We start from the raw sequence: 13,622 nt of genomic DNA on the forward strand, positions 1-13,622 counted from the left end.
CCCCCCCCCCGGCATAAGCGTTATTAATCAATATATCCAGTTCGAGCCCAGCATTTTGCTCAAAAAAGCTTTTAACGGCCTCTTCATCGGAAACATCAAAAACTGCCGGGGAAGCCGAAAACCCAGAGCGACGAATACTTTCTACTAGTGCCTCACTACGTGAACGAGAACGAGAGTTGACCAGTACCATTGCTCCAGCTTCAGCCAAAGCAAAAGCCATCGCCGAACCGAGATAGCCCGTAGCACCAGTTACCAATGCGGTTTTACCACTAAGAGAAAATATATCGACACCCTGGCTCATCTATGCTTGCTCCAACGGGCTGGATTTAAACTGCTCTCCGACAACACTGGTCGATTCCCATCTATTGCTCGAACCTGATCAGCCGTCAAACCTTGCAACCCAAATAGTTCGATATTTGATTGTACTTGCTCAATCGTTTCCACACCCACAACAATCCCGTCAACCCAATCAAGAGAGGCGAGGTATCCAACACACAAGTCTGCAACACTGCGTCGCCCCAACTTGATGACAGTATCATTTAACCATTCAATACAACCGAGCGCATTATCTACATTTGCAGCATGCCATACTGCAACTTCTTGACTAAGGAGAACACCCTGCAGATAAGCGCTCCGAACATGAATACTCAAGCGCCTCGTTAATTTTGCCTCCCGAATTTTAGGGACAGCATCTTTCCAGCGCCAATCGAGAATGTTCATTGGAAGCTGAATGTAGGACACGCTCTCGTTCGCAAGAGCATCCATTAACTCATTTGGCGACTGAACCGAAACACCCAACTCACCAATAAAATCAAGCGATTTAAGCTCAAGCAATCGACGCCACACAGCGCCACCCCATGCATAAAGGTGGTTAGCCCGATGCAACATGAGCACATCAATTTTTTGCTGCCTTAGATTTGCACGAGATAAATGAACGCTCGCATCAACAAACGCATTTACAACATGATCCAGAGCATCTGCCGGACAATCGCCCAGAGGCGAAAGCTTCGTAATAACTTGTGCACGTCCTTGCCAACCACTCTGCAAAGACTGAGCAACGACCATCTCCGACTCGCCATATGCACGAGCCGTGTCTATCAAAGAAACACCATTAGAGATCGCAAGCTTTACAATTTCACTGCTCACCGCCGAACTAGGGCGTCCTGCACTATTGGCGATACCATAGTCCAAACCTAACTGTGCGGTACCCAGAACGAACTTGCTAACCGGACTCATTGCAATCGGCTGGTAGCGCTTTCCATCAAGGCGCTCTATCAACTCGAATACTGACACCGACAAAGGGTCTTCAATCCCAGAAAAAACTTCTTGAACGACCAGGTAGTCATCTAAGCAGTCAATGGTACAACGGTAGTTACCCTTCACCATTGATGAATATTTCTCAAAAGCCCTACGACCATACATTCTTGCAACATACGGCGTCACGTGCTCAATATCGTAAAGAGCATCAGTATTAGCCAAAGCCTCTCGCAAATACTTCAGGTAAGTCACTTCAGCACTGACACCATAAGGAAGCCCTGACAAAACGCCATTACAGGACATATATGCTTCACCCTTGGACAGAAAATCTTTCTCTATCTCATCCAATAGCGCGCCATCTGGAAATACATTATCCCCAGTCAAACGAAAAACAACGGTATCGTCAGCGTACACAGAAAGGGCTTCAACGACACGGTTAAGCGTATTATTCAAACTCCCCCTGAAACATTTCACGCCATAAGCCAAAGCAACATCAGCCAGTTTATCGTCGCTCCATTCATCGGATGTAGCAATGACAACATCACGACCAGTATTCGCCGCTCTTTTAGCTGCAAGTATGGCAACTGGAACTCCGTTAATAGGAAGTAGAGCCTTTCCAGGAAGCCGAGACGAAGATGTTCTCGCCTGAAGAACAGCTACACTTTTCAACAAAGCACCTCGTGCAACACCTCAATAACTCGATCCTGCTGGACACGAGTCATGGTCTGAAACATCGGCAAACTGATGGCTTCGGCGTAATAACGCTCAGCCTCGGGGAAATCTCCAAGCTTGAAACCCATACTCTGATAGTAGGGTTGGGTGTGTACCGGGATGTAGTGCAGATTCACGCCGATACCCTGTTCGCGCAGCGACTCGAAAACCTCACGATGGCTTTTACCGATCTGCTCCAGCTTCAGGCGTACAACGTATAGGTGCAGGCCAGAGTAGCTGTCGGGATGCTGCCAGGGCGTCATCACAGGTAACGCAGCCAAGAGTCGGTCATAACGTGCCGCCAGCTCATGACGGCGCGCAACGAACTGATCGAGACGCTGCATCTGGCTGACCCCGAGCGCAGCCTGCAACTCAGTCATTCGGTAGTTGAAGCCCAGGTCGATTTGTTGGTAATACCAAGGGCCATCGGCAGCGTGCGTCATTTGCGCCGGATCACGAGTAATACCGTGACTGCGTAGCAAAGTCATTTTTTCTGCCAGCTCGGCACTATTGGTGAGAGCCATTCCACCCTCAGCGGTGGTGATGATCTTCACCGGGTGAAAGCTGAATACCGTGATGTCGCTGTGACGGCAGTTGCCGATGAACTCACCTTGGTACTTGCCACCGATGGCATGGGAGGCGTCTTCAATGACCTTGAACGCGTAACGCCTGGCTAGTGCCGCGATGGCCTGCATGTCACAAGGCTGGCCACACAGATGCACGGCAATGAGTACCTTGGGGAGCGTTCCCTCGCGTTCGGCCACCTGCAGTTTACGCTCAAGTGCCGAGGGACAGAGGTTGTAGGTACGCGGGTCGATATCGACGAAATCCACCTGCGCCCCGCAGTACAGCGCGCAGTTGGCAGAGGCCACGAAGGTGATCGGTGATGTCCACAGGCAGTCGCCTTCTCCCAACCCCAGCGCCAGGCAGGCGATATGCAATGCCGAGGTGGCACTGTTGACCGCCAACGAGTGCGCCGCTCCGACATGACGCGCAACCCCTTGCTCGAAACGAGGCACCATCGGGCCTTGGGTGAGGAAATCAGATTGCAGAACCTCGACCACAGCATCGATGTCGATTTGAGTGATGTCCTGGCGACCGTAGGGGATCATGGCTCAGATGCTCCCGATTTTTTTGCGGTTCCGTTCGATCCAGGCGCTTAGCGCCTCATCGCTCATCCATTCGGTGTTATTGTCACTGGAATAGACGAAGCCTTCCGGCACTTTTTTGCCATCCTTAATGCGCCTGGGGCAGTTCGCCCAGTCATGGATCACAGGAAGAATCTTGAAGTGCTCGGGGTACTCGTAGGTCGTGTAGGAGTCCTCGGCACTAATCATCTGCTCGTGAAGCTTCTCACCCGGACGAATGCCAACGATCTTCTGCGACGCGTCGGGAGCGACGACGCGGGCTAGATCGGTCACTTTCATGGAGGGGATCTTCTTCACATAGATCTCACCACCTTCCATATCGTCGAACGCATGCCAGACGAGCTCGACGCCTTCTTCCAAGGAAATCATGAAGCGCGTCATGCGCTCGTCGGTAATCGGCAGCTCGCCTTTGTCCTTGATCGACAAGAAGAAGGGAATCACCGAGCCTCGCGAGCCCATGACGTTACCGTAACGCACGACCGCCATGCGGGTATCGTGACCACCCGCATAGGAGTTGCCTGCGACGAAGAGCTTGTCGGAGGCCAGTTTGGTGGCGCCATAAAGATTGATCGGGCTGCTGGCCTTATCGGTGGAGAGTGCGACCACGCGCTTGACGCCCTTGTCGATGCAGGCATCAATCAGATTCACGGCACCGTTGATATTGGTCTTGATGCACTCGAACGGGTTGTACTCCGCAGTCGGTACGATCTTAGTCGCGGCGGCATGCACCACGTAGTCCACGCCATCGAGCGCCCGATAGAGACGATCCTTGTCACGAACGTCGCCGATAAAGAATCGAACGCGCGGATCGCCTTCGAATTTCTTGGCCATGTCCCACTGCTTCATCTCGTCGCGGGAAAAGATGATGATTTTCTTGGGATTGTATTTAGCCAACGTCATCGGCACGAATGTATTGCCGAAAGAACCCGTGCCCCCGGTAACGAGAATAGTTTTATTGCTCAGCACAAATCTTGCCCTCAAAACCTAAACGATAACTCAGTATTTTAGCAGGTACCCCCGCCACAATGGCCCCCTCGGGCACATCTTTTGTCACCACCGCATTGGCACCAATGATTGCATGCGCTCCAATGCGGACGCCCGGCATCAGCACTGCGTTAACACCAACCCAAACGTCATCGCCCACAAAGATCGGGCGATTGTAGTCCCGCAGAAATTCCTCCTGAGACAACAAGCTTTCTTGCTCACGAATCGAGACCCCAGGAAATCGGTCATAAACATGACTGGTAGAAGAAACAAAAACATTAGGAGCAAACAAACAGCCCGCCCCCAGATATATCTGCCCATTAATCGTCACATTGCGCTGCAATGTCGTCCCAGAACCAACAACAATCTCCTTTATGGCTGAGACCTCTACGCCGTCGTTAAGCCAGCAGCCTGACCGCAGATCAATACGCCCAAGAGAAGCATCTAATTTAGCATTACGAACAGAGCTAGCACGCTCAAACACAAGACCCCACCCTTTAATACGAACCGCTGGATGGAAACGACTCCCCCGAAGAAGCGCAACCAAACACGTCCACAAGGTGTAGAGCCTCCACCAAATCATTTCAACAAGACGCTTGAGCAAGCGAAACCCTCCACGAAATAAACATCAAAGATAGAGTATACACACCCATACCGAGCACCATTGACGATACAAAAACATCGAACCCAGCAGAATACGAAAATAACGCAAGAAGAGAATAAAAGAAAACACCAACCAACTGCACAGCTAGCAATAGCTTCTTCCTATGCAATACCACTAGAAAACTGGAGAAAAACTCTGCCGCCTTAAAACAAACCCCAACAACAAAAATAACAATTAACAACGGACTCAAGCCCACCCAAGAAGCAGCAAAAACACTAAAAAACAAGATATACGCCGAACACAGCAACAAAACAAAAGCACAAGCAAAGACAGAGGCAGAAACCTTTAGCAAATAAAGAAAGGTTTGATGCGGCGAGACACGACAGCGCACGGACAACAGGGTTATCACTTTCGTATTTATTATTTGTTGAATTGCCAGCCCACCAAACATAAGCAGTGACAGATAGGAATACTCGGAAAAAGCCCCTAAAGAAAGAAATACAGAGGCACACAAACGATCAACGTACTGCCCCACGCCACCGAGCAGACTGATAGGAAGAAATTTCAAAGACTGCCTCAAATAGACACCACTAGGGAATTTGAAATTACACAGCCAGTTAGTTACCACCCGCCCACAAGCCAATACCCCGCATAAGGTCTCAGCCAAGACCGAAAGCTGGGCAGAACCGGTCACATAGGCTACGACCAACCCTCCAACCATGAGTAATAAATTGCGGAAGAATACCGAGCGCGCATAACCAACAAAATTTCCGTCACTCTTTAAAGCAACCACATCCAATGTAAATAAAAACATAATTAAAACTTGAAGCAAGGTGAGCAGCGGTAGACTAATACCCCCCCCCAAAAAACTAATTACAGATAAAGGAATACTCAAAGCCAACCAGAAAATAAAACCTACGCCTCGCCCCTGCGCGATGAATGCAGAGCGTTGCGCCTTATCCATAGCCGGGAGTTCGGTATGGGCCCTTAACATCACACCACTACCGACAATAAGCCCTCCAACCCCAACCCACAAAAGGTAATAGCCGACTACCGCATATTCAACTTCATTTAAGATATGCGCATATAGAAAGCCTTTTAATGCAGCAACCCCCACCCCAGCCAAGGCAAAAACCAAATAAGACCAATCCTTCATACTAGACAACTATTTTTTGCAAAGCAGGATCAACCACACAACTAACTTCGGGATAGATATTTATTGAAAACTCAAACTGCAACAATAAGCGAGGACGCCGCAGAGGAGTAACGCCCTTATGTAAAGTGATCGTATCCTCAATCAAACAGGATCCTGCCGAACCATAAACCTCAACTACACTCTCAACACCATATGAAGAAACAATCTCCTCATCAGTAAAACGCTTGGATTTTAAAAAAGAATTTTTATACCTAATATCTCTATTCGACCCGCGAACAAAGACATGTGGACCACTATCGCCATCCACATCAGTTAGATAAAAGAAGAACTTGATGAATTTGATATCATCCAGATCATAATGGAAAACATGAGCGTGTCTAGAGCGATCCTCTGCTGATGCATTCACCGGAAAAGTCCACCACATATTGACACTCATCAACTTTGGCTCAACCCCGAGATAGCCAGCCGCTAGCGAGAGCATGAATGGATCCTTAGACAGGCGCGCAACAACTGGATCGCTCTGCACATTGAAGTACTGCGCTAACAGTAGAGGCTTGCTCAACTTCGCCTCAATGGCATCTAAGTCTTTTATATAAAATCCTAACGCAGGGTTTCTATCAGCAAAGCACGGCGTTCGCTCGGCCAGTTCGCGCAGATAACGAACATCTGCCTCAGAGAGCGAAGGCCCTATGACAGCACCATCACGCCTCAGGTCTTCGATATAAGCCTCCGGAGCTAATTTTTTTTCCAGCGAGCTTTCAGAAAGATTCTGACCAGCACGAAAAAACTCAACCTTTCGCCTATTTGCAAAACAAATCAATCGCCACACAGACTCTCTAACTAATTTACGCTTAAATACCCCCCTCATTAACCGATACTTAGAAAACATCTCCCCCCCTTGAATTTCTTAGCCACAAAGACAGACCGAAACAAATAGCTCACTGGAGCAGAATAAAGCGGATACAAGCAACACAACCAGATCCAAATCAACAAAATTATATCTACACCCGCACCATTATGAGACGGAGCAATGGTAATACCGGAACGACCAAATCGACTAATCGCCCCTCCACCTCATATAACTCTTTCAGCACCAAAACCATCCGCGCCTTAATATGTGTATCTCCATGCACGATACGAATTACCGAAGACCAGCCTTTCATACGAGAGACGAAGCGAACCAAGCCTTGCTGATCTGCGCGAACTGAATAGCTACCCATGCCATTCACCTGGGCACGAATGTCATAACGCCGACCATCAAGCTCTACGTAGCCGCCACGCGGACCGAAGCGCTGAATCTGGCGACCCGGCGTACCTTCGGCCTGGTAACCGACAAACAAAACGTCGTGCCGTGGATCGGCTAGCATCGCCTTTAGGTAGTTGACGATATGCCCACTGGAGCACATACCGTTAGTCGCAATGACAATTGCCGGCTGAGCGGTCTGCGCGAGGCGGTTGGCCATGGCCAGGTGCGAGTCTACCGTCAGCAGATTGCGAAAGCTCAGCGGGTTACACCCTTTTTTCAGCCGCAACTGAGCCTCTGCACCCCAGAAGCGATCCAGCTCGCAATAAACCTCGATAAAGCGGCTAGCAAGTGGCGAATCCAGAATGATGGGCAGATTTGACCAGTCAAGCGGCGTCTCTTTACCTTTGCTGGCGCAGGATGGTTTACGGGCTGCCTCCGCTCGACGATGGATGATGCCCTCCAGCTCGTAGAGCAGCTCCTGGGTACGCCCGATGCTGAAGGCAGGTATCAATACGGTGCCCTGGTTACTCAGGGCATGCTGTACAACCTGCTTGAGGCGCTGCCGCCGGGCACGGCGGTCTTCATGCAGTAGATCACCGTAGGTGCTCTCGGTAACCAGAATATCGGCTTTGTAAGGCGAGCATGGCGCAGGGAGGATCGGCACATGGGGCGCACCCAGATCACCGGAGAAGACAATGCGCTTGTTCTCGGTCGCAGCCCAGTAATTCACGTCGAACTCGACATAGGCCGAGCCCAGGATATGGCCGGCACGCTGCAAGCGAACCCTGACCTGCACCTGGGCGGTATTGACCAGGGTGAACCAGGTTTTATAGGCAACGTAACGATACGCTGCTCGATCAGCTTGAGGTAGCGCTCGACCTGCTTCTGATCCCTGCTGACACCCAGTTTGAAGGCATCTTCGAGCACGATGGGCAACAGTTTTGCCAACGGCCCACCGCAGAGGATCAACCCCTGAAAACCAGCTGCGAGTAGATTGGGAATACGCCCTGTTCCGACACGACCATCCACAGAGATCTCGGCGCCCTGGAAGAGGACGCAGTCGATGAGAAAGCTTAGATCTGGCGCCACCAGCAGTTGATAGCATGATCCGGTTACGCCCGATACGGCGCCGTGATGAAGAATATCGGGGTATGGCACGAACTAGTCCCTTTGCACTACAAACCGAAGGGGCTTAGCCTTGGCAGTGGAAACTTAAATCCCCCCACATACCATCGAGTCATAGAGAGATAGCAGGCAAAGACAACCAGACGGGACGGTTATTTTGCATGTCATAAGGAATAGCAAGCAAGCCTGCTCATCGCGGGTGACGGTAGAAAACCGAACAATTACTCCTCGTTTACCCGATCACGCAATTCCTTGCCTGGCTTGAAGTGCGGCACGAACTTGCCATCCAAACGTACTGACTCCCCCGTCTTCGGATTGCGCCCCACGCGCGGAGCTCGATAATGCAGGGAAAAGCTACCAAAGCCACGAATCTCGATACGATCACCAGTGGCCAGAGCCTGGGACATCTGCTCCAGCATAGTCTTGATCGCCAGCTCTACGTCCTTGGAAGACAGCAGCCCCTGGTGGGTGACAATGCGCTCGATCAACTCCGACTTGGTCATGGTTTTCCCTTCTTTTTCAAGCGGCTAGATCATCTAGTAGGGTGTTTTTAGCACGCCAGCCAGCGTTTGGGTAGCCTGAATGTCAAGAGGGAAAACACCATGTCGGCTTGATTACGACAGAAACGAAAAAGGGCGACCGAAGTCGCCCTTTCCCACAGAGTTACCGGAACTTAGTTCTGGTTCATCTGAGCGCGGATCAGATCACCGATGGTGGTCGGACCAGTGCTTTCGGTTTCCTGCTTGTTACGCAGCTCTTTCATCGCATCCTTTTCGTCTTCAACGTCTTTGGATTTGACGGACAGGCTGATAACACGGGACTTGCGGTCGATGCTGATGATCTTGGCTTCGACTTCGTCGCCTTCCTTCAGCACGTTGCGAGCATCTTCAACACGGTCACGGCTGATTTCGGAGGCTTTCAGAATGCCTTCGATTTCGCCGCCCAGGCTGATGACAGCGCCCTTGGCGTCCACTTCCTTGACGGTACCGCGCACGATGGTGCCCTTCTCGTTCAGGGAGGCGTAGTTGGAGAACGGATCGTCTTCCATCTGCTTGATACCCAGGGAGATGCGCTCGCGCTCCGGATCAACGGAGAGGATGACGGTTTCCAGCTCGTCGCCCTTCTTGAAACGACGCACGGCTTCTTCGCCCACTTCGTTCCAGGAGATGTCGGACAGGTGAACTAGGCCGTCGATGCCGCCGTCCAGACCAATGAAGATACCGAAATCGGTGATCGACTTGATGGTGCCGGAGATCTTGTCGCCCTTGTTGAACTGGCCGGAGAAGTCTTCCCACGGGTTCGACTTGCACTGCTTGATGCCCAGGGAGATACGACGACGCTCTTCGTCGATGTCGAGAACCTGAACTTCCACTTCGTCGCCGACGTTAACGACTTTGGACGGGTGGATGTTCTTGTTGGTCCAATCCATCTCGGACACGTGCACCAGGCCTTCCACGCCTTCTTCCAGCTCGGCGAAGCAGCCGTAGTCGGTGAGGTTGGTGACTTTGGCGGTGACACGAGTGCCTTCCGGGTAGCGAGCCTTGATGGCGACCCATGGATCTTCGCCCAGCTGCTTCAGACCCAGGGAGACGCGGTTGCGCTCGCGGTCGTACTTCAGAACCTTGACGTCGATCTCGTCGCCAACGTTGACGATCTCGGACGGATGCTTGATGCGCTTCCAGGCCATGTCGGTGATGTGCAGCAGACCATCGACGCCGCCCAGGTCAACGAACGCACCGTAGTCGGTGAGGTTCTTGACGATACCTTTGACCTGCTGGCCTTCCTGCAGGGATTCCAGCAGAGCCTCGCGCTCGGCGCTGTTCTCGGCTTCCAGCACGCTGCGACGGGAAACGACAACGTTGTTGCGCTTCTGGTCCAGCTTGATGACCTTGAACTCCAGCTCTTTGCCTTCCAGGTGGGTGGTATCACGCACCGGACGGACATCGACCAAGGAGCCCGGCAGGAACGCGCGGATGCCGTTGACATCAACGGTGAAGCCGCCTTTGACCTTGCCGTTGATAACGCCCTTGACCACTTCCTCAGCGTTGAACGCAGCTTCCAGAACCAGCCAGGATTCAGCGCGCTTGGCTTTTTCGCGGGACAGCTTGGTTTCACCGAAGCCATCTTCAACCGCGTCCAGAGCAACGTGGACTTCGTCACCGACCTTGATGGTCAGCTCGCCTTGTTCGTTGAAGAACTGGTCGAGCGGGATGACGCCCTCGGACTTCAGACCGGCATGTACGGTGACCCAGTCACCGTCGATGTCGACCACGATGCCGGTGATGATGGCACCCGGCTGCATGTCAAGGGATTTCAGGCTTTCTTCAAATAGTTCTGCAAAGCTTTCGCTCATGTTGATTCCTGTCGATCAAGGGCAGGGAAACTGCCCAAACCACACTCCAGACAATGTGGGTTCGTTCATGTAAAAAGAGGCCTGCGGGACTATGACTGGTCTCCCGCCTGCCTCCTTGTCGGCCGCGATATTGCGACCTGGGCTTACCCGGCGAGATCGCGACTGGCGACCTCGCTGAGAATTCTCTCCAAGACCTGCTCGATGCTGAGTTCCGTCGAATCCAGCTGGATGGCGTCGACCGCTGGCTTAAGCGGGGCCACCGCACGCTGCATGTCGCGCTCATCACGCGCACAAATCTCGTCTAGGAGACTCGGCAGGCTAACACCTTCCACTTTGCCTTTCAACTGCAGATAGCGGCGGCGTGCCCGCTCCTCGGCACTGGCAGTGAGGTAGATCTTCAAGGGCGCATCCGGAAACACCACGGTACCCATGTCGCGGCCATCCGCCACCAGGCCTGGCGGTTCGCGGAAGGCACGCTGGCGCTGCAGCAATGCCTCGCGCACAGCAGGCAGCGCGGCAACCTGGGACGCGCCGGCACCGATTTGCTCGTTGCGAATGGCGTCGTTCACCTCTTCGCCTTCGAGAACGATGTTCTTGCCGACGAATTGCACGTCGAGATGTGCAGCAAGGGTCTTCAGCGCCTCTTCGTTGGTCAGATCGATACCGTGATTGCGTGCCGCAAAGGCCAGCAAGCGGTACAGAGCGCCCGAGTCCAGCAGATTCCAGCCCAGCTTGGCAGCCAACAGGCTGGCTACTGTGCCTTTGCCCGAGCCGCTAGGCCCGTCGATGGTGATGACTACTGCGCTCATGAGTTGCCCTCTTCCGCCACGCGGATACCAACCTGGGCCGCCAGACCAAGGAAGTTGGGGAAGGAGGTGGCGACGTTGGCGCAGTCGTGGATGCGAATCGGCGCACTGGCGCGTAGCGAGGCCACACTGAAGGACATGGCGATACGGTGGTCGCCGTGGCTCCATACCTCGCCGCCGCCCATCGGACCACCTTCAATGACGATGCCATCCGGGGTCGGCTCGGCTTTCACACCCAGCGCGATCAGACCATCGGCCATGACCTGGATGCGGTCGGACTCCTTGACCCGCAGCTCCTCGGCGCCGCGCAGCACGGTGCGCCCTTCGGCGCAGGCGGCGGCAACGAACAGCACAGGGAATTCGTCGATGGCCAGCGGCACCAGATCCTCGGGAATATCGATGCCTTTCAGCTTGGCGCTGCGCACACGAATGTCCGCCACCGGCTCGCCACCGACTTCACGCTGATTCTCCAGACTGATATCCGCGCCCATCAGCTTGAGGATATCGATCACGCCGGTACGGGTCGGGTTGATGCCGACATGCTCCAGCAACAGCTCGGAACCCTCGGCGATGCTGGCAGCGACCAGGAAGAAGGCCGCAGAGGAAATATCCGCCGGCACCTCGATATGGGTTGCGCTCAGCTTGTGACCGGACTCGACGGTGGCCTGGTTGCCATCGACCGCCACCGGGTAACCGAAGCCGCGCAACATACGCTCGGTATGGTCACGCGTCGGCGCCGGCTCGATCACCGTGGTGGAGCCGGCAGCGTAGAGCCCAGCAAGCAACAGGCAGGACTTGACCTGAGCGCTGGCCATCGGCATTTCATAGGTCATACCGCCCAGGCGACGACCGCCACGGATGGTCAGAGGTGGACGCCCTTCTGGAGCGGTCTCGATCACCGCTCCCATCTCGCGCAGCGGTTTGGCCACGCGGTTCATCGGGCGCTTGGACAGCGACGCGTCGCCGGTCAGCACGGTATCGAACGACTGCGCCGCCAGCAGGCCGGAGAGCAGGCGCATGGAAGTACCGGAGTTGCCCAGATACAAGGGGCCGGGCGGCGGTTTGAGGCCATTGAGGCCCACTCCATGAATGGTCACCTTGCCGTGATGCGGCCCCTCGATAACCACGCCCATGTCGCGGAAAGCCTGCAGCGTGGCCAGCGCATCCTCACCCTCGAGGAAGCCTTCCACCTCGGTGGTGCCTTCGGCCAGCGAGCCGAGCATGATCGAGCGGTGCGAAATGGACTTGTCGCCCGGAACACGGATACGGCCGGAGAGAGAACCACCGGGATTGGCGAGGTAGATCAGGTCGTTCGAATGCATGGCGTCCACATAGGCCCTGCGGGCCAGAATTTTACTGAAATGCTCGCGGGCGAAGCGGGCGCGCGTGAACACACCCAGCAACTGATGCCCGTCCCCTGCGTCGACCGCGCCGCGCAGGGCGTCGAGGTCGTCGCGAAATGCGTCGAGGGTACGCAGCACGGCCTCGCGATTGGCGAGGAAGATGTCGTGCCACATCACCGGATCGCTACCGGCGATCCGCGTGAAATCGCGGAAGCCTCCGGCGGCGTAACGAAAGATTTCCAGGTTCTCGCTGCGTTTGGCCAACGAGTCGACCAGAGTGAAGGCCAGCAGGTGCGGCAGGTGGCTGGTGGCCGCCAGCACCTGGTCGTGGTGCTCCACCTCCATATGCTCCACGTCGGCGCCCAGCGCCCGCCACAGGCCATCGACCAGAGCCAGCGCCTCTGCGTCAGTGGACTCCTGCGGTGTCAGGATCACCTTGTGGCGACGGAATAGCTCGGCATTGGCCGCCTCCACCCCGCTCTGCTCGGAGCCAGCGATGGGATGGCCCGGGACGAAGCGCGCCACCTTGCCATCGAAGGCCAGACGCGCGGCACGCAACACATTGCCCTTGGCGCTGCCGACATCGGTGAGCACCGCATCACCCAGATCGCACTGCGCCAGCTGGCCCAGCAGTTTTTCCATGGCCAGGATAGGCACCGCCAACTGGATCACCGCAGCGCCCTGACAGGCGGCCGCCAGCTCGGTTTCGCAGCGGTCGACCACACCCAACTCGACGGCCAGACGCCGCGATTCCGTGTCCAGATCGACACCCACCACCTCACTGAACAGCCCCTTCTCGCGCATGCCTTTAGCGAAGGAGCCACCAATCAGGCCGAGCCCCACTACCACCAGGCGACCGAGCCTGCCAGGCGACTGTTGCAACGGCATT

Annotated in this window: 11 protein-coding genes and 1 pseudogene; all 12 read right to left on the minus strand. The window is 54.4% G+C overall.

The features are described from left to right. Nucleotides 1–301: SDR family NAD(P)-dependent oxidoreductase (locus AYB31_RS21255; RefSeq protein ID WP_153020753.1), on the minus strand; the 301-nt coding region annotated here is incomplete at its 3' end. Next, the gene (locus tag AYB31_RS21260) at nt 298–1,929 is read right to left on the minus strand and encodes an aldo/keto reductase (RefSeq protein ID WP_082805373.1); all 1,632 of its coding nucleotides are present in this window, start codon (nt 1,927–1,929) and stop codon (nt 298–300) included. The genes AYB31_RS21255 and AYB31_RS21260, both read right to left, overlap by 4 nt. Continuing rightward, nucleotides 1,923–3,080 carry a UDP-4-amino-4,6-dideoxy-N-acetyl-beta-L-altrosamine transaminase gene (gene pseC, locus AYB31_RS19320; protein ID WP_068830650.1) on the minus strand — a complete coding sequence of 386 codons (1,158 nt, stop codon included), beginning with the start codon at nt 3,078–3,080 and terminating at the stop codon, nt 1,923–1,925. The genes AYB31_RS21260 and pseC overlap by 7 nt, the downstream gene beginning before the upstream one ends. A gap of 3 nt (nt 3,081–3,083) precedes the next feature. Then, nucleotides 3,084–4,082, minus strand: coding sequence for a UDP-N-acetylglucosamine 4,6-dehydratase (inverting) (gene pseB / locus AYB31_RS19325; RefSeq protein ID WP_068830651.1), 999 nt, complete (start codon nt 4,080–4,082; stop codon nt 3,084–3,086). Beyond that, complete coding sequence (locus AYB31_RS21895; protein ID WP_082805374.1) at nt 4,069–4,704, minus strand: acyltransferase; 636 nt, start codon at nt 4,702–4,704, stop codon at nt 4,069–4,071. The genes pseB and AYB31_RS21895 overlap by 14 nt, the downstream gene beginning before the upstream one ends. After that, entirely contained in the window at nt 4,685–5,860 is a 1,176-nt protein-coding gene (locus AYB31_RS21575; protein ID WP_153020754.1) for a hypothetical protein, read from the minus strand. The genes AYB31_RS21895 and AYB31_RS21575 overlap by 20 nt, the downstream gene beginning before the upstream one ends. Before the next feature lies 1 nt (nt 5,861). Then, nucleotides 5,862–6,749: a phytanoyl-CoA dioxygenase family protein gene (locus AYB31_RS21580; RefSeq protein WP_153020755.1), complete on the minus strand. Its 888-nt coding sequence runs from the start codon at nt 6,747–6,749 to the stop codon at nt 5,862–5,864. A gap of 112 nt (nt 6,750–6,861) precedes the next feature. Further along, nucleotides 6,862–8,264, minus strand: a pseudogene (locus AYB31_RS19330) (MBL fold metallo-hydrolase RNA specificity domain-containing protein). Between the two features lie 188 nt (nt 8,265–8,452). Further along, complete coding sequence (gene ihfB, locus AYB31_RS19335) at nt 8,453–8,734, minus strand: integration host factor subunit beta (protein WP_068830652.1); 282 nt, start codon at nt 8,732–8,734, stop codon at nt 8,453–8,455. A gap of 170 nt (nt 8,735–8,904) precedes the next feature. Then, on the minus strand, nt 8,905–10,584 hold the full coding sequence (gene rpsA, locus AYB31_RS19340; RefSeq protein ID WP_068830653.1) for a 30S ribosomal protein S1: 1,680 nt from the start codon (nt 10,582–10,584) through the stop codon (nt 8,905–8,907). Nucleotides 10,585–10,727: 143 nt separating this feature from the next. Then, nucleotides 10,728–11,393 carry a (d)CMP kinase gene (gene cmk / locus AYB31_RS19345; RefSeq protein WP_068830654.1) on the minus strand — a complete coding sequence of 222 codons (666 nt, stop codon included), beginning with the start codon at nt 11,391–11,393 and terminating at the stop codon, nt 10,728–10,730. Next, nucleotides 11,390–13,621, minus strand: coding sequence for a bifunctional prephenate dehydrogenase/3-phosphoshikimate 1-carboxyvinyltransferase (locus AYB31_RS19350; protein ID WP_068830655.1), 2,232 nt, complete (start codon nt 13,619–13,621; stop codon nt 11,390–11,392). Before AYB31_RS19350 ends, cmk begins: the two co-directional genes overlap by 4 nt. Nucleotide 13,622 lies beyond the last annotated feature (1 nt).

Source organism: Pseudomonas sp. BMS12, assembly GCF_001592875.1.
GTDB lineage: Bacteria > Pseudomonadota > Gammaproteobacteria > Pseudomonadales > Pseudomonadaceae > Aquipseudomonas.

Bases quoted from the DNA above. Each gene is read 5' to 3' on its own strand.
- pseC (WP_068830650.1), bottom strand. From the start codon at position 3,080: ATGATCCCCTACGGTCGCCAGGACATCACTCAAATCGACATCGATGCT.
- AYB31_RS21575 (WP_153020754.1), bottom strand. From the start codon at position 5,860: ATGAAGGATTGGTCTTATTTGGTTTTTGCCTTGGCTGGGGTGGGGGTT.
- AYB31_RS21580 (WP_153020755.1), bottom strand. From the start codon at position 6,749: ATGTTTTCTAAGTATCGGTTAATGAGGGGGGTATTTAAGCGTAAATTA.
- ihfB (WP_068830652.1), bottom strand. From the start codon at position 8,734: ATGACCAAGTCGGAGTTGATCGAGCGCATTGTCACCCACCAGGGGCTG.
- rpsA (WP_068830653.1), bottom strand. From the start codon at position 10,584: ATGAGCGAAAGCTTTGCAGAACTATTTGAAGAAAGCCTGAAATCCCTT.
- cmk (WP_068830654.1), bottom strand. From the start codon at position 11,393: ATGAGCGCAGTAGTCATCACCATCGACGGGCCTAGCGGCTCGGGCAAA.
- AYB31_RS19350 (WP_068830655.1), bottom strand. From the start codon at position 13,621: ATGCCGTTGCAACAGTCGCCTGGCAGGCTCGGTCGCCTGGTGGTAGTG.